Below are 15859 nucleotides of genomic sequence, written 5' to 3'. Positions count from 1 at the left end.
CGTTTCCGTCCGGGCCTTGATGGTGGAGCTAAGCGGAGTCGAACCGCTGACCTCTTGAATGCCATTCAAGCGCTCTACCAGCTGAGCTATAGCCCCAATTCTTTCTAAGAAAACCTTGCGGTAACTCTCGGAAATCGTTGGTCTCTTCGGCGTTTCGAACTTGCGTCGCCCCCCGAAGAGGCGCGGAAACTAGTCCGGGATTTTTTTGGGATCAAGCCTCTTCTCGAACTTTTTTCGAGAAAAATGTTTCGCCCCCAAAAACGCCTGTGGACAGCCGGCGGCGATCACGTCGCAACCGGCTGTCCGCGGGGTCAGTCGTCGACGCCCTCGCCGGGGAGACCTTCGATCTCCTCGTCGAGAATGTCGTCGTCGTCCTCGTCCTCGAGGAACGGAACGTCGTCGCCGTCTTCGTCGGCGAGGTCTTCGTCCTCGGCGAAGTCGACGCCCAGATCGTCACCGCCGGCCGGAGTCGGCGCGCCCGGATCGACGTCTTCGTCATCGGTCTCGACGACGTCGGCCTCGGCGGCCTCGTCGATTTCCGGGGTGTCGTCGACTTCGTCCTCGTAGCCGTCGACCTCCTTCGGAGCGACCGCTTCCTTTTCGTCGTCGGCGTCATAGTCCGGCGTGACGGCGCGGGCGCGGACGCGGCGCGACTTCAGGGCCTCTTCCGGGTCGAACTGCTCGCCGCACTTGGGGCAGACGGCGGGACGACGGTTGAGGTCGTAGAACTTCGATTGGCAGTTGGGGCAGATTTGTTTTGCGCCCAGGTCGGGATTGGCCAAGTTGGCGACCCTTTGATCCGGATGGGAAAAGCGGCGGGTCACTTGCCATGGCGCGAGCCCGCTGTCAAAAGCAAACCCCTTCGCGAAAACCACCAAGTACTAAGGAGCCGGTTTCGGCATGTCGCTGGCTGGATTGAAGAGCGCTCCCGGAGGCGCTCTGCGAGGGATCGTGCGCGCTCCGGGAGACAAGTCCATTTCTCACCGTTCGATGATCCTGGGCGCGCTGGCGACCGGGACGACGACGGTCGAGGGTCTCCTGGAAGGGGACGACGTCCTCGCCACCGCCCGCGCCATGCAGGCCTTTGGCGCGCGGATCGAACGCGAGGGCGTCGGGCGCTGGCGGATCGAGGGCAAGGGCGGCTTCGAGGAGCCCGCCGACGTCATCGACTGCGGCAACGCCGGCACCGGCGTGCGCCTGATCATGGGCGCGGCGGCGGGCTTTGCGATGTGCGCCACCTTCACGGGCGACCAGTCGCTGCGCGGGCGCCCGATGGGCCGCGTGCTGGATCCGCTGGCTCGCATGGGCGCGACCTGGCTGGGTCGCGACAAGGGGCGCCTGCCCCTGACCCTGAAGGGCGGAAACCTGCGGGGCCTGAACTACACCCTGCCGATGGCCTCGGCCCAGGTGAAGTCGGCCGTGCTGCTGGCGGGCCTGCACGCCGAGGGCGGTGTCGAGGTCGTCGAGCCCGAGGCCACCCGCGACCACACCGAGCGGATGCTGCGCGCCTTCGGGGCCGAGGTGATCGTCGAGGACCGCAAGGCCGGCGACAAGACCTTCCGCCATGTGCGCCTGCCTGCGGGCCAGAAGCTGACGGGCACGCACGTCGCCGTTCCGGGCGATCCGTCGTCGGCGGCCTTCCCGCTGGTGGCCGCCCTGATCGTTCCGGGCTCGGAGGTGACGGTCGAGGGCGTAATGCTCAACGAACTGCGCACGGGCCTCTTCACCACCCTGCAGGAGATGGGCGCGGATCTCGTGATCGCGAACGTGCGCGTCGCCAGCGGCGAGGAGGTCGGCGACATCACCGCGCGCTATTCCCCGCTCAAGGGCGTGGTCGTGCCGCCCGAGCGCGCGCCGTCGATGATCGACGAGTATCCGATCCTGGCCATCGCCGCGGCTTTCGCCTCCGGCGATACGGTGATGCGCGGCGTGGGCGAGATGCGCGTCAAGGAAAGCGACCGGATCAGCCTGACCGCCAACGGCCTGAAGGCCTGCGGCGTCCAGGTGGTCGAGGAGCCGGAAGGCTTCATCGTCACCGGGACCGGCCAGCCGCTGAAGGGCGGCGCCACCGTCATCACTCACGGCGATCACCGCATCGCCATGAGCCACCTGATCCTGGGCATGGCCGCTCAGGAGCCTGTGGCGGTGGACGAGCCGGGCATGATCGCCACCAGCTTCCCCGGCTTCGCCGACCTCATGCGGGGCCTCGGCGCGACGCTCTCGGAGGCCTGAGCGAACGAAGCCTCGCCCTTCGACAGGCTCAGGGTGAGGTTTCTACTGGAAGGCCTGTCCTATCGTCCTCACCCTGAGCCTGTCGAAGGGCGAGGACGACGCACGGAGCACACCATGGGCTTCATCATCGCCGTCGACGGTCCGGCCGCCTCGGGCAAGGGCACGATCGCCGGGCGTCTGGCGGCGCTCTACGACTATCCGCTGCTGGACACCGGCCTGCTCTATCGCGCGGTCGGCGTCGCCATCCTGGACGGCGCGGGCGACCTCGACGATCCGATCGCGGCCGAGGCTGTGGCGCGGGCGCTCGACCTGTCGGCGCTGGATCGGGCCGAGGTGCGCACCCGCGCGGCCGGCGAAGCCGCCAGCCGTTGCGCGGTGCACCCGGGGGTTCGTGCTGCCCTGCTGGATCTGCAGCAGTCGTTCGCCGCCCGCGAGCCGGGCTCGGTGATCGACGGCCGCGACATCGGCACGGTGATCGCGCCGCACGCCCCGGCCAAGCTCTATGTCACCGCCCGCCCCGAGGTGCGCGCCGAGCGTCGCTGGAAACAGCTGGTGGGGCAGGGCGAGGACGTAGCCTTCGAGGACATCCTGGCCGACATCCACAAGCGCGACGCCCGTGACGGCGGGCGCAAGGACGCGCCGATGACGCAGGCGCCTGACGCCGTCTTGCTCGACACCTCGGAAATGACTATAGAGCAGGCCTTCGATGCGGCCCGCCGTATCGTCGAGGACGCGCGCGCCCGTCACCGGCTCTAGCCGGAGGGCAAATCCACCGCCGGCCTCGCCGCGATCAAGAACATCGCGGGCCCGCTTTCAAACCCACTTCATCCGGAATCCCGAGAACCGTTTTTCCGACGGGGCTCATTCCAGGGCTTCCCCCAACCTAGAGACCAAAGATCAGCATGGCTGACGATATGAGCTTCAACCCGACGCGCGACGATTTCGAAGCGCTCCTCAACGACTCGATGGGCGGCCGTGACTTCGCCGAAGGCACCGTCGTCAAGGGCAAGGTCGTCGGGATCGAAAAGGACTTCGCCATCATCGACGTCGGTCTGAAGACCGAAGGCCGCGTCCAGCTGAAGGAATTCGGCGTCGACGAAAACGGCAAGGCCACCGTGAAGGCCGGCGACACCGTCGAAGTCTTCCTGGAACGCCTCGAAAACGCCATGGGCGAAGCGGTCATCAGCCGCGAAAAGGCCAAGCGCGAAGAAGCCTGGACCCGTCTGGAAGGCGTCTACGCCCGCAACGAACCCGTCATGGGCGCGATCGTCGGCCGCGTGAAGGGCGGCTTCACCGTCGACCTGGGCGGCGCCTCGGCCTTCCTGCCGGGCAGCCAAGTCGACATCCGTCCGGTCCGCGACGTCGGTCCGCTGATGGGCAAGGAACAGCCCTTCGCCATCCTGAAGATGGACCGTCCGCGCGGCAACATCGTCGTCTCGCGTCGCGCCATCCTGGAAGAAGCCCGCGCCGAGCAGCGCACCGAACTGGTGTCGCAGCTGCAAGAGGGTGAAATCCGCGAAGGCGTCGTCAAGAACATCACCGACTACGGTGCGTTCGTTGACCTGGGCGGCATCGACGGCCTGCTGCACGTCACCGACATGAGCTGGAAGCGCGTCAACCACCCGAGCCAGGTGCTCGCCGTGGGCGACACCGTGAAGGTCCAGATCGTCAAGATCAACCCGGACACCCAGCGCATCTCGCTCGGCATGAAGCAACTGCAGTCGGATCCGTGGGACGGCGTTGAAGCCAAGTACCCGGTCGGCGCCAAGTTCACCGGCCGCATCACCAACATCACCGACTACGGCGCCTTCGTGGAGCTGGAAGCCGGCGTTGAAGGCCTGGTGCACGTGTCGGAAATGTCGTGGACCAAGAAGAACGTTCACCCCGGCAAGATCGTCTCGACCTCGCAGGAAGTCGACGTCGTGGTCCTGGACGTCGATCCGTCCAAGCGCCGCGTCTCGCTGGGCCTGAAGCAAGCCCTGGCCAACCCGTGGGAAGCCTTCCTGGAAGCTCATCCGGTCGGTTCGACCGTCGAAGGCGAAGTCAAGAACGCGACCGAGTTCGGTCTGTTCGTCGGCCTCGACAACGACATCGACGGCATGGTGCACCTGTCGGACATCGACTGGAGCGTCCCGGGCGAAGAAGCCATGGCCCGCTACAAGAAGGGCGACATGGTCAAGGCGAAGGTTCTCGACGTCGACGTCGAGAAGGAACGCATCTCGCTGGGCATCAAGCAGCTGGCCGGCGACCCGATGTCGGGCGACACCTACCGCAAGAACCAGACCGTGACCGTCACCGTCACGGAAGTCACCTCGGGCGGCATCGAAGTTCGCTTCGGCGAAGACGACGCCCCGATGACCGCCTTCATCCGCAAGTCGGACCTGTCGCGCGATCGTCAGGAGCAGCGTCCGGAGCGCTTCGCCGTGGGTGACCGCGTCGACGCCCAGATCACCAACGTGGACAAGGCCGCGCGCCGCGTCTCGCTGTCGATCAAGTCGCTGGAAATGGCCGAAGAGAAGGAAGCCATCGAGCAGTTCGGCTCGTCGGACTCCGGCGCTTCGCTGGGCGACATCCTGGGCGCGGCCCTGCGCGAGCGGGCCAGCAAGGACTAAGCTTCGTCTTCCATAGACGTTGAAGTTGGCGGCGGCTGGAGCGATCCAGCCGCCGTTTTCTTTTGCGCGAAAGTCTGCCAATCCGGTTCCGAATTAACCGAACCGCGTTCGAGAATTTCACGCAACCCCTTGAAGACTCAGCCGTCGTTGGGCAAAGGTCCGCTCGCGCCTTTCTCCTCCCAGGGGCGTTCCGGGGATTTCGATGATCAAGTCTGAACTCATCGCCAGGCTCGCGAATGAAAATCCGCACCTGACGCAGAAGGACGTCGAGCGCGTCGTCGGCGTGATCCTCGAACGGATGATCGGCGCCCTGGAAGATGGCGGTCGTGTCGAGCTTCGGGGCTTTGGCGCCCTGTCGGTCCGCTCGCGCCCCGCGCGCACCGGCCGCAATCCCCGCACCGGCGAGGCCGTTGATGTCCGCGCCAAGCATGTGCCGTTCTTCAAGAGCGGCAAGGAGCTGCGCGCCCGCCTGAACGCCGACGGCGACGAATAGCAACAGTATTGACCGGGGCTTGACCCCAGGTCGCGAACGCCTCCAGCTTCGCCCCCTCAGACGTACGGGGAGGGCTCTGTCATGAGCGTGGTCAAGGAATTCCGCGAGTTCATCGCGCGGGGCAATGTCATCGATCTGGCCGTCGGCGTGATCATCGGCGCGGCGTTCAACGGCATCGTCAAGAGCCTGGTCGATCAGGTGATCATGCCGCCGATCGGCCTGCTGACCGGCGGGCTGGACTTTTCAAAGCTGGAATGGGTGCTGCGGCCGGAGGATCCTGCGAGCGAGGCGATCGAGAAGGTGGCGATCCAGTACGGCGCCTTCATCAACACCGTGATCCAGTTCTTCATCGTCGCCACGGTGGTCTTCCTGCTGGTCAAGCTGGTCAACGAGATCCGTCGCCAGGACGCGGCCGAGCCCGCGCCGGCCGCGCCGCCTGCGCCCACGGCCGAAGAGACGCTGCTGACCGAGATCCGCGATCTTCTGGCCAAGAAGGGCTGAGCCAGGCGACAGCCGAACATGGAAAGGCCGGCCGCTGGCGACAGCGGCCGGCCTTTCTCGTTTCCGAAGCGCGGCGACCTACTGGGTCAGGCCGGGCGCATCCAGGTCCAGCTTGGCGGCCGGGATCACCGTGGCGTTCGGCGCGACTTTGGCCAGGCTCTCGCCCATGGCCTTGGCGTCGCCGGCGACGATCACGCTCATCTGGGCCGGGTCGAGCTTGGCCTTGGCGAAGGCCTGGACCTGCTCGGGCGTCACCGCCTCGACCTTGGCGGCGTAGGTCTGGATCTCTGTCAGCGGCACGCCATAGACGGCGAGGTTGCCCAGGATGCCCGCCAGGCCTTCCGAGGTGCCGAGGTCACGACCAAAGCCGCCCACCAGCACTGACTTGCGGGCGGCCAGTTCGCCGACCGAGGCCGGTTCATTGGCCAGGCGGCTCAGCTCGGCGCGGGTCAGGCTGATCACCTCGCCGGCCGAGGGGTTCTTGGTCTGCACACGCGCCGAGAAGCCGCCGAACTGGCCCTGCGGCGTCAGGCTGGAGCCGGCGCCGTAGGAGAGGCCGCGCTTGATGCGGATCTCCTGGTTCAGGCGCGAGGAGAAGCCGACGCCCAGCACGGTGTTGGCGACCACGCCCGGGTAGTAGCTGGGGTCGGCGCGGGTGATGGCCGGCTTGGCCAGAACCACGGCGGCCTGGCCCGTGCCGGGCAGGTCGATGACCACATTGCGCGGCTGGTAGCCGGTGGGCGCGGCCGGCGGGGCCGGCGGCGGGGTGGCGGGCTTCTTCCAGCCGCCGAAAGCCTTTTCCGCCAGGGCGAAGCCGGCCTCGGGCGACAGGTTGCCGGTCACGACCAGCACCGCGTTGTCCGGCCGCCAGTAGGCGGCGTGGGTCTTGGCCAGATCCTCGCGCTTGATTTTCGGCAGCGAGCCGGGCGTGCCGCCCGCCACATGGCCATAGGCCGAGCCGGCGTAGAGCACGGGACTGGTGGCGAAGCTCGCGAGGCTCCCCGGGCGCTGGAACGCCACCGACAGGCCGTCCAGGGTCTCGGCGCGGACGCGGTCCAGCTCCTCGGCTTTGAAGGCCGGGTTCTGGGCCACGTCGGCCATGATCGCCATGGCCGGATCGGCGTTGTTGGCCGTCACGCTGAGGATCAGCGAGGCGGATTCCCAGCCCGAGCCGACGGCCAGGTTGGCGCCGAGGGCTTCGGTCTCGCGCGCGACCTGCGTCGCCGAGCGGGTGGCGGTGCCTTCGGTGAGCAGCTCGGAGGTCAGGCTGGACGTGCCGGCCAGGCCGGCGGGATCGGAACTGGCGCCGCCCTTGACGGTCAGGGTCGAGGTGATCAGCGGCAGCTCGCTGGACTTGGCGACGATGACCCGCAGGCCGTTGGCCAGGGTCTTTTCGGCCGGGGTCGGCAACACGGCTGGGATCGGCGCGGCGACCGCCGGGATCTTCTCGCGCTCGGCCTCCGGCGCCAGGGTGGTGATCGGGCCGTCGTACTTGACCGAGGCCACCTTCGGGATCGGCGGCGTGGCGTCCTTTTCGCCGGCCGGACGATCCTTTTCGGGCAGATAGTTGATCACCGTCCGGCGATCATCGGCCAGATACTGGCGGGCCACGCGCTGGATGTCGGCGGCGGTCACCGCCTGCAGTTCGGCCAGGCTGGAATTGGCGGCGGCGGCGTCGCCCTCGGTCTGCAGGGCGTAGCCGATGGCGAAGCCGCGACCGTCGATCTCCTCGCGGCGACGCACGGCGTCGGCCAGCAGACCGGCCTTGGCCTCGGCCAGCTCGGCCGGCGTCACCAGACCGTCGCGGACGCGGGCGACCTGGGCGCGCAGGGCGGCCTCGCCCTGGGCCACCGTCTTGCCGCCGGCCATGATGGCGCCGACATAGAACAGGCCCGGCTGGGCGTTGTTCGGGGCCGACGAGAACACCGACTGGGCGATCTTCTGCTCATAGACCAGGCTGTCATAGAGGCGCGAGGACTTGCCGGCGGTCAGGATCGCGTCCAGCACCGCCAGAGCGGGCGCGTCCTTGTCCGCGGCGGCGGGCGCCAGCCAGGTGATGGCCAGGGCCGGCAGCGGCACATTGGGGCCGTAGGTGTTGACGGTCTTGGGGCCGGTGCGGGCGGGCTCGACGGCGGTGACCTTCGGGATGGCGCCGGCGGGCGTGGTCAGGGACCCGAAGTACTTGTCGATCATCGCATCCAGCTTGGCCTGGTCGAAATTGCCGACGATGATCAGGGCGGCGTTGTCCGGGCGATAATAGGTGCGGTGGAAGGCGCGCACGTCATCGACGGTGGCCGCGTCCAGCTCCTCGATCGAGCCGATGCCGGGGCGCTGATAGGGGTGGACCGCGAACGACTGCTGCGGGATCGACAGGGCGAAGAAGCGGCCGTAGGGGTCGGCCAGGACGCGCTGGCGCAGCTCTTCCTTCACCACGTCGCGCTCGGAGGCGAACACCGTCTCGTCGATGACCAGCGACTTCAGGCGATCAGCCTCGGCCCAGATGAGGCGCTCCAGGTGATTGGCCGGCACCACTTCGTAATAGTTGGTGAAGTCGTCCCAGGTGGAGGCGTTGTTGAAGCCGCCGACGTCCTCGGTCAGGCGGTCGACCGTCTCGTTGGGCATGTTGCGCGTGGCCTTGAACATCAGGTGCTCAAACAGGTGCGCAAAGCCCGACCGGCCCTGGGGATCGTCCTTGGAGCCGACGCCGTACCAGACCTGCACCGAGACGTTGGGCGTTGTGGTGTCGCGCGAGGTGAACACCTTCATGCCGTTGGCCAGCACGCGCTGCTGGTAGACGATCGGCGGGACGGCGATCGAGGCGGTCGCGGCCGGCTGGGCCTGGGCCGGGGCGGCCAGCGCGAGCGGCGACAGCGCCGTGGTGGACAGGGCCGCGGCCACGAGGGCCAGCTTGGCGGTGCGGATCATGCGCGAAAGTCTCCTGAACGTTTGCGCGGGACCCTAGCACCGCCTGTTCGCCGGGAAACCTTACCGAGAGTTCATCTAGGGGGCGAACGGCCTAGAGCGTGAGGCCGAAAGTGGGAACCGGTTTCGGCTATTCTCACGCTCTAAGTGTTTGATTTAGAGACTTTTTAACGCCTGAAATCGATTCCGATTTCAGGCTAAAGGCTCTAGTCGATCAGAAACCGCGCCCGTTGCGCCGGCGTCGGGATCCGGCACTGGTCGTCCTTGCCGAAGATCCGATAGCGGTTCGCCGCGACCCAGTCATAGACCCGGTCGGTCAGGCCGCGCGGCAGGCGATCGATCCAGGCCAGCCGGCGCCACGGCGCGGGCAGCCGCCGCAGCAAGGCGGCGACGGCCTGCGTCTTGCGCAGCGGCTGACCGTGATCGAGGAACAGGAAGCTCTCCGGCGAGTCGGGGTCGAGGCCGTGGGCGATCGCCAGCCGCCGACCCGCCGGCGACTGGATCGCGGTGAAGCGGATCACCCCGCGACGATCCAGCCTGAGCACCGTCCGCACCACCCCGTCGCAGAGGTGGCAGACGCCGTCGAACAGCATCACCGCGTCGGGCTTATCGGGGTCTGGGGTGGTCATCCGCCTTCGCACTCCCGCCGAAGCGCCGCCAGCGACTGGGGCACGGTGCGTCGCATCAGGCTGGAGACCAGGCTGGCCGGCGCCGCGTAGGGCGCGGTGGCCCAGAGGTCGTAGGTCACCCGCGTGCGCGTCCCGCCGTCCAGCGGCTCCAGCCGCCAGAACCCATCGCAGGCGCGGATGTCGCCCCCGATACAGGTGAAGCGGATTTCCCGATCCGGCGGCAGCGACAGGCGAGACCGCGACTGCAGGGCAGGCAGGAAGAAGCCCCACTTGACGGTGTGCTCGCGCATCTCAGAGCCGTCGGCGGCGCGAGACACCACCCGGCAGCGCTTGACCCCCGGGCTCATCCGCGCGGCGCGGCCGCAATCCAGGATGACCGCGAACACCACAGACGGCGGCGCGGCGATCTCGATGCTGGCGCGCACCACGGCGCGGCCCTGCTGATCCGCATGCGCCTCGACCTGGACGGACCCATCCTTGGCGGCCCACTCCGAGGCCGCGCGCGCAGGGGCGGCGGCGGCGATGGCCAGCAGGAGAGGGAGGATCCAGCGCATGGCGCGCAAGCTAGCGCGCCGATGCGACGTTCGTCAGGTCCCCGCGCGGTTCTTCACCAGATCATCGACCACCGACGGATCGGCGAGGGTCGAGGTGTCGCCCAGGCTCCCGAGCTCGTTCTCGGCGATCTTGCGCAGGATGCGGCGCATGATCTTGCCCGAGCGGGTCTTGGGCAGGCCCGGGGCCCACTGGATGACGTCCGGCGCGGCGAAGGGGCCGATCTCGTGGCGGACCCACAGGACGAGGTCTTTGCGAAGCGCCTCCGTAGCCTCGATCCCCGCCTTCAGGGTGACATAGGCATAGACGCCCTGCCCCTTGATGTCGTGCGGATAGCCGACCACGGCGGCCTCGGCGACGGTCTCGTGGGCGACGAGCGCGCTCTCGATCTCGGCGGTGCCCAGGCGGTGGCCCGAGACGTTGATCACGTCGTCCACGCGGCCCGTGATCCAGTAGTAGCCATCGGCGTCGCGGCGGCAGCCGTCGCCGGTGAAGTACTTGCCGGGATAGGTCGAGAAATAGGTCTCGAAGAACCGCTGGTGATCGCCATAGACGGTCCGCATCTGGCCCGGCCAGCTGTCGGTGATCACAAGGTTGCCTTCGGTGGCGCCGTCCAGGACCTGACCCTCGGCGTCCACGAGCTGCGGCTTGACGCCCGGCAAGGGTTTGGAGGCCGAGCCCGGCTTCAGGGCGGTGGCGCCCGGCAGCGGGGTGATCAGCATGCCGCCGGTCTCGGTCTGCCACCAGGTGTCGACGATCGGCAGCTTCTCCTTGCCGACCACGCGGTGGTACCAGAGCCAGGCCTCCGGATTGATCGGCTCGCCGACGCTGCCGAGGATGCGCAGGGAAGACAGGTCGTTCTTCGTCACATGCGCATCGCCCTCGCGCATCAGGGCGCGCAGAGCGGTGGGGGCGGTGTAGAAGATCTCGACCTTGTGCTTGTCGATCACCTCCCAGAAGCGGCTGGGGGTCGGATAGTTCGGCACGCCCTCGAAGATCAGGCTGGTCCCGCCATTGGCCAACGGGCCGTAGACGACGTAGCTGTGGCCCGTGACCCAACCGACGTCGGCGGTGCACCAGAACACCTCGCCCGCCTTGTAGTCGAACACCGCCCAGAAGGTCCAAGAGGCCCAGGCCAGATAGCCGCCGGTGGTGTGCAACACCCCCTTGGGTTTGCCCGTCGAGCCTGAGGTGTAGAGGATGAACAACGGGTCCTCGGCGTTCATCGGCTCAGGCGGGCAAGCGGCCGAGACGGTGTCGCGCACGTCCTGCCAGACGATGTCACGGCCCGATTTCAGCGGCACGTCAGCGCCGGTCCATCGGATCATCAGCACCTTGCCCACCCACGGACAGTGGGTCAGCGCTTCGTCGATATTGGCCTTCAGTGGCACGCGCCGCCCACCGCGGCGGCCCTCGTCGGCGGTGATCACAAAGTGCGAGGCGCAGTCCTGAATGCGGCCGGCGATGCTGTCGGGCGAGAAGCCGCCGAACACCACCGAATGCACGGCGCCGATCCGCGCGCAGGCCAGCATGGCGACCGCCGCCAGCGGCACCATCGGCAGATAGATCGTGACGCGGTCGCCCTTCTTGACGCCCTGCGCCTTGAGAACGTTGGCCATGCGGCAAACCTCCTCGTGCAACTGGCCATAGGTTAGGGTGTCGGAGGTCCCGGGCTCGTCGCCCTCGAAGACCAGGGCCACGTCGTCTTTCTTGGCCGGCAGGTGGCGATCGATGCAGTTGGCCGAGACGTTCAGAACGCCGTCCTCGTACCAGCGGATGCGGAAGTCCTCCTTGGCGTAGGAGACGTCCTTGATCTTGGTGGGCGGCGTGATCCAGTCGAGTCGGGCGGCGATGTCGCGCCAATGGCTGTCCGGATCGGCTTCGACGCGAGCCAGCGCCGCGTCATAGGCGGCCGCATCGATATGGGCGTCTCGCGCCAGATCCGCAGGAACCGGGAAAACCTGTCCGTCGCTCACCACCGCACTCCCTTATCTTGTTGGTCGTTGGCATAGGCGATGCGCCTTCCTCGGCGCAAGAAGACCAATCGGCTTTCTGATCCGGGCAAGATGACGACTTTGCGCGGGCGGCGTAAAGCTAACGCGTCGCCCTTGTCCGGAGTTTTTCATGCTGCTCGCCCTATCCACCTGGTCCGAGATCGAAACGCGCCTGAAGACCAGCCAGACGGTGGTGGTGCCGATCGGCTCCAACGAGCAGCATGGACCGACCGGCCTGCTGGGCACCGACTGGCTGTGCCCCGAGATCATCGCCCACGAGGCCAGCAAGCGCGCGGCCGACAAGGTGCTGGTGGCCCCGGCCTTCAATATCGGCATGGCCCAGCATCACCTGGCCTTCCCAGGCACCATCTTCCTCCGGCCCTCGACCTTCATCGCCGCGATCGGCGACTGGGTGCGGTCGCTGGGCGCCCACGGTTTCACGCGCATCTATTTCCTGAACGGTCACGGCGGCAACGTCGCCTCGATCGAGGCGGCGTTCTCAGAGATCTACGCCGACTACAGCTTCCGCCAGCAACGCGCGCCCTTCGCCCTGAAGCTGAAGAACTGGTGGGACCTGGCCGGCGTCAACGCCCTGGCCAACCGGCAATTCCCGACGGGGCACGGCAGCCATGCCACCCCGTCCGAGATCGCGGTGACCCAGTGGGCCTATCCGGAGACGATCAAGACGGCGGCCTATTCGCCCCAGATCGCGCCCACGGGTCCGATCCGCGAGGCGCTGGATTTCCGCGCCCGCTACGCCGACGGCCGCATGGGCTCGGATCCCGCCCAGGCGACGCCCGAGAAGGGCGGCGAGCTGGTGAGTATGGCGGCCAACGCCCTGATCGAGGACCTGGCCGCGTTTTCGGCGGAGCGGGCGCCGGCCTAACTCTTCCAATTCTAAAAATAGCGCGTCATCCCGGCCGCACCCCGGCGAAAGCCGGGGGGAGAGCCAGGACCCAGGGGCCACCGCAAAGCATTGGCCCCTGGGTCCCGGATAGCCTCTGCGAGGCTTCCGGGATGACGATGAGATTTTACGTTTGGGGTTGGTGGGGCTTTCAGGCTTCCACCACCCGCCGCGCCAGCGCCGGCTGGCCGTGGCGGGCGGCCATCACCTCGCCGATCACCGCGACCGCCACCTCGAACGGCGCCTTGCCGCCCAGATCAAGACCGATCGGGGCGCGCAGCTTGGCCAGCTCGCGCTCGCCAAGACCCGCCGCCTTCAGCCGTGCGATCCGCTCGGGTAGACGCCGCCGCGCGCCAAGCAGGCCGACATAGGGCGCAGGCGAGGGCAGGGCGGCCATCAGCGCCGCGTGATCCTGCTCCAGGTCATGACCGCACACCGCCACCGACGTCCACGCGTCCAGCCCGATGGCGGCGAGGGCGCCCTCCAGGGGTTCGCGGCGATAAGCGACGCCCGGCAGGGGCGGCGGCGCGGCCTGCCCCTTGGGGCGCAGCAGGAAGGTCTCATGGCCGGACTGGGCGGCCAGACTGGCGATCGCCAGCGCCGTCGGGTCACCACCGATCACCACCACGCGCGGGGTTGGGTCATAGGCCCGCTCGAACGCTCCGGCCCAGGGAACCTCCGGCGTCTCGGCGCAGAGGCGACGCGTCCCGTCGCTGACCCAGAAGGCCGGCAGACGGGCGGCGGCCAGATCGAGCAGAGCCCGGGCGGCTTGATCGTCGGGGGCGATCCGCTCGACCAGGATTTCGATCCGCGCGCCGCACAACAGGCGGATGTCCGGCCAGGGACTGCCCTCGCCATAGACCAGCCGACGCGAAACCCCGTCTCCGAGGCAGGCGCGGGCGTGGACCTCGACATCCGCCTCGATGCAGCCGCCGGACAGAAACCCGGAAACAATTTTTTTGCCGAAGACCATCTGGGCGCCGACTGGGCGCGGGCCGCCGCCGCCCAGCGCGACGATCGTCGCCAGGGCTGCAGGGCCTCTGGAAAGCGCCTGGGCCAAGGCCGGGCGGGTGTCGTCAGCCAGGCCGTGCATCGGCCAGGCGGCGTCTTCTGAGTCAAAGGTCATCGGCGTGACTTTAACCCCTCGGCAAGGTTCCAGAAACCGGATGTTCAAACCTTGGCGCGTAGCCTCCCGGTCTGTTGGTGAGTTTCGCGCACGGATGGCGATGTCCATTTCGGTCTCAAAACTGGGTCTGGCGGCCGCTCAATTCGGCCTCGACGGCGGGAGTTCGTCCGCGCCGCGCGGTCGCACGCCCGAAGCCGAAGCCCGCGATATCCTGAACATCGCCGCCCGCGCCAAGCTGTCGGTGCTGGACGCCTCGGGTCTGTTCGGCCGCGCCGAGACCGTGTTGGGCGACCTCATTCCGCGCCCCGTTCCCTTCCGCGTCACGATCTCGACCGCCCGCGCCGACCGTGGCCCTGACTTTGTCGAGGCCGAGGCCCGCGCCGCCCTGCGCCGAATCGGCGTCGAGCGCGCCGACGCCATTGTCGTTCATTCGCCCGCCGAGCTGTTCGGCCCGCATGGCGCGGCGCTCTGGGAGCGTCTGCAGCGCCTGAAGGACCAGGGCCTGTTCGCCAAGATCGGCGTCTCGGCCCACGCCTCCGACGATCCGGTGGGCGTGGCGCGGCGCTTCAAGCCCGACATCCTGCAGGCCCCAGCCTCGCTGCTCGATCAGCGCCTGCTGGCCGATGGCTCGCTGCAGCGTATCGCCGGCATGGGGATCGAGGTGCACCTGCGCTCGATCTTCCTGAACGGCCTTCTGTTCCTGCCGCCCGATCGCGTGCCCGCCCAGCTCAAGGGCGCCTCTGGCCGCCTGTCGCGCGTGCGCCGCATGATCGCCGAGGGTCGCTCTGACCCGCTGCAAGCGGCGCTGGGCTTTGCCCTGTCGCGTCCCGAGGGTTCGGCCGTGCTGGTCGGCGTCAACTCGGCCGCCGAACTGTCGGCGGTGGTGGCGGCCGCCTCGAGCCCGCCACCGGATCTCGATTGGGACGACATGGCCATCGACGATCCGGTCGCGCTCGATCCGCGACGTTGGGTCGCCTAACACCCTCCCCGAATCACCCTCGACAATAGGCTGCATGGGACGGCGCGCGCCTGGGCGCAGCGTCGTTCAGCGCGCGTTAAGCGTGCCTGTTAAGCTTACATAAGTTTCTGATTCATCGAGGTTTTATTCTTCTGGCCTAGGTTGGTCGCAACCTTCGGAGACGCGTCATGATCCTCGCCGTCCTGCAAGCCCGCATGGGCTCGTCCCGCCTGCCGGGCAAGTCGATGGCCACCCTTCAGGGGGAGCCGATGATCGTGCGCCAGCTCGAGCGCCTGCGCGGCGCGCGCTGTCTCTCTAAGATCATCGTGGCCACCAGCCAGGACGCCGCCGATGACGCCCTGGCCGGTTTCCTCGTCTCGCGCGGCTACACTGTTCATCGCGGGGCTGGCGCTGACATTCTGGCGCGCATCGCCCGCTGCGCCGACGCGATCAGCGCCGTCACCCATGTCGTTCGCCTGAAGGGCGACGCGCCGTTCATGGATCCCGGCGTGGTCGACGACGCCGTCCGCATGGCGCTGGCCAGCGGCGCCGACTACACGTCCAACCGCGTCCACCGCACCTATCCGGCCGGCCTCGAGGTCGAGGTCATCAAGGCGAGCGTCCTGCGCCAGGCCGCCGCCGAGGAGCGCGACCCGACCGCGCGCATCTCGCCCACCGCCGCCATTCGAAACCAGCCAGAGCGCTGGCGCCAGGCTCATCTGCGCGCCGCCCGCGACTGCTCGCGGCTGGACTGGCGGGTCAAGACGGCGGCCGACCTGGCCTTTGCGCGCTCGGTCTATGACGCGCTGCATCCCGGAGACCCCGATTTCCGCATGGGCGACGTGCTCGATCTCCTCGAGAACCGTCAGGACATCGCCCGCTTCGCCGCCTGAGTTTTCGTACGCGTCTGTGTTCCTCTCCCAAAAAACTCAAAGG

At 67.9% G+C, this 15859-nt stretch carries 14 protein-coding genes and 1 tRNA gene; 8 read left to right on the top strand and 7 right to left on the bottom strand.

Going from position 1 to position 15859, the window contains the following annotated elements; all coding sequences use genetic code 11:
* Window positions 1-20: 20 nt before the first annotated feature.
* Window positions 21-96 (bottom strand) — tRNA-Ala (locus tag OVA11_RS02035).
* Window positions 97-311: 215 nt separating this feature from the next.
* Window positions 312-782 carry a TIGR02300 family protein gene (locus tag OVA11_RS02030; protein WP_024265982.1) on the bottom strand — a complete coding sequence of 157 codons (471 nt, stop codon included), beginning with the start codon at window positions 780-782 and terminating at the stop codon, window positions 312-314.
* 118 nt (window positions 783-900) lie between these two features.
* On the opposite strand from OVA11_RS02030, the gene aroA reads away from it, so the two are divergent.
* From aroA to mscL, 5 genes are all read left to right on the top strand, one after another.
* Complete coding sequence (gene aroA / locus OVA11_RS02025) at window positions 901-2232, top strand: 3-phosphoshikimate 1-carboxyvinyltransferase (RefSeq protein ID WP_268065806.1); 1332 nt, start codon at window positions 901-903, stop codon at window positions 2230-2232.
* A 114-nt stretch (window positions 2233-2346) separates the two neighbouring features.
* Complete coding sequence (cmk, locus tag OVA11_RS02020; RefSeq protein ID WP_268065805.1) at window positions 2347-2988, top strand: (d)CMP kinase; 642 nt, start codon at window positions 2347-2349, stop codon at window positions 2986-2988.
* Between the two features lie 146 nt (window positions 2989-3134).
* The gene (rpsA, locus tag OVA11_RS02015; RefSeq protein WP_015923317.1) at window positions 3135-4844 is read left to right on the top strand and encodes a 30S ribosomal protein S1; all 1710 of its coding nucleotides are present in this window, start codon (window positions 3135-3137) and stop codon (window positions 4842-4844) included.
* A gap of 202 nt (window positions 4845-5046) precedes the next feature.
* Window positions 5047-5337 (top strand): integration host factor subunit beta, encoded by a 291-nt coding sequence (locus tag OVA11_RS02010; RefSeq protein ID WP_010921415.1) that lies wholly within the window; start codon window positions 5047-5049, stop codon window positions 5335-5337.
* Window positions 5338-5418: 81 nt separating this feature from the next.
* Entirely contained in the window at window positions 5419-5838 is a 420-nt protein-coding gene (gene mscL / locus OVA11_RS02005; RefSeq protein ID WP_268065804.1) for a large-conductance mechanosensitive channel protein MscL, read from the top strand.
* Window positions 5839-5916: 78 nt separating this feature from the next.
* On the opposite strand, the gene OVA11_RS02000 is transcribed toward mscL, so the two are convergent.
* The 4 genes from OVA11_RS02000 to acs all read right to left on the bottom strand — a co-directional run bounded on the left by OVA11_RS02000 (window position 5917) and on the right by acs (window position 11920).
* Complete coding sequence (locus OVA11_RS02000) at window positions 5917-8763, bottom strand: M16 family metallopeptidase (protein WP_268065803.1); 2847 nt, start codon at window positions 8761-8763, stop codon at window positions 5917-5919.
* A 203-nt stretch (window positions 8764-8966) separates the two neighbouring features.
* Entirely contained in the window at window positions 8967-9401 is a 435-nt protein-coding gene (locus OVA11_RS01995; protein ID WP_268065802.1) for a thiol-disulfide oxidoreductase DCC family protein, read from the bottom strand.
* Window positions 9386-9943, bottom strand: coding sequence for an SRPBCC family protein (locus OVA11_RS01990; RefSeq protein WP_268065801.1), 558 nt, complete (start codon window positions 9941-9943; stop codon window positions 9386-9388). Before OVA11_RS01990 ends, OVA11_RS01995 begins: the two co-directional genes overlap by 16 nt.
* A gap of 33 nt (window positions 9944-9976) precedes the next feature.
* Window positions 9977-11920 (bottom strand): acetate--CoA ligase, encoded by a 1944-nt coding sequence (gene acs / locus OVA11_RS01985; protein WP_268065800.1) that lies wholly within the window; start codon window positions 11918-11920, stop codon window positions 9977-9979.
* A 145-nt stretch (window positions 11921-12065) separates the two neighbouring features.
* Between acs and OVA11_RS01980 the strand changes: the two genes are divergently transcribed.
* Complete coding sequence (locus tag OVA11_RS01980; RefSeq protein WP_268065799.1) at window positions 12066-12821, top strand: creatininase family protein; 756 nt, start codon at window positions 12066-12068, stop codon at window positions 12819-12821.
* 169 nt (window positions 12822-12990) lie between these two features.
* Here OVA11_RS01980 and OVA11_RS01975 read toward each other — a convergent pair whose 3' ends face one another.
* Entirely contained in the window at window positions 12991-14073 is a 1083-nt protein-coding gene (locus OVA11_RS01975; RefSeq protein WP_268065798.1) for an XdhC family protein, read from the bottom strand.
* Between OVA11_RS01975 and OVA11_RS01970 the strand changes: the two genes are divergently transcribed.
* Complete coding sequence (locus tag OVA11_RS01970) at window positions 14066-14944, top strand: bifunctional regulator KidO (protein ID WP_096034540.1); 879 nt, start codon at window positions 14066-14068, stop codon at window positions 14942-14944. The two genes, OVA11_RS01975 and OVA11_RS01970, sit on opposite strands and share 8 nt — an antisense overlap.
* A gap of 167 nt (window positions 14945-15111) precedes the next feature.
* Window positions 15112-15816 (top strand): glycosyltransferase family protein, encoded by a 705-nt coding sequence (locus OVA11_RS01965; RefSeq protein WP_268065797.1) that lies wholly within the window; start codon window positions 15112-15114, stop codon window positions 15814-15816.
* The last annotated feature ends 43 nt before the right edge of the window (window positions 15817-15859 follow it).

The organism is Caulobacter sp. SL161, assembly GCF_026672375.1.
Taxonomy (GTDB): domain Bacteria; phylum Pseudomonadota; class Alphaproteobacteria; order Caulobacterales; family Caulobacteraceae; genus Caulobacter.
This window is presented reverse-complemented; position numbering and strand designations above follow the sequence as displayed.

Coding starts and splice junctions, on each gene's coding strand:
- OVA11_RS01975 (WP_268065798.1), bottom strand. CDS start 14,073: ATGGACATCGCCATCCGTGCGCGAAACTCACCAACAGACCGGGAGGCT.
- OVA11_RS01965 (WP_268065797.1), top strand. CDS start 15,112: ATGATCCTCGCCGTCCTGCAAGCCCGCATGGGCTCGTCCCGCCTGCCG.
- mscL (WP_268065804.1), top strand. CDS start 5,419: ATGAGCGTGGTCAAGGAATTCCGCGAGTTCATCGCGCGGGGCAATGTC.
- OVA11_RS01980 (WP_268065799.1), top strand. CDS start 12,066: ATGCTGCTCGCCCTATCCACCTGGTCCGAGATCGAAACGCGCCTGAAG.
- aroA (WP_268065806.1), top strand. CDS start 901: ATGTCGCTGGCTGGATTGAAGAGCGCTCCCGGAGGCGCTCTGCGAGGG.
- OVA11_RS01970 (WP_096034540.1), top strand. CDS start 14,066: ATGTCCATTTCGGTCTCAAAACTGGGTCTGGCGGCCGCTCAATTCGGC.
- rpsA (WP_015923317.1), top strand. CDS start 3,135: ATGGCTGACGATATGAGCTTCAACCCGACGCGCGACGATTTCGAAGCG.
- cmk (WP_268065805.1), top strand. CDS start 2,347: ATGGGCTTCATCATCGCCGTCGACGGTCCGGCCGCCTCGGGCAAGGGC.
- OVA11_RS01990 (WP_268065801.1), bottom strand. CDS start 9,943: ATGCGCTGGATCCTCCCTCTCCTGCTGGCCATCGCCGCCGCCGCCCCT.
- OVA11_RS02010 (WP_010921415.1), top strand. CDS start 5,047: ATGATCAAGTCTGAACTCATCGCCAGGCTCGCGAATGAAAATCCGCAC.
- OVA11_RS02000 (WP_268065803.1), bottom strand. CDS start 8,763: ATGATCCGCACCGCCAAGCTGGCCCTCGTGGCCGCGGCCCTGTCCACC.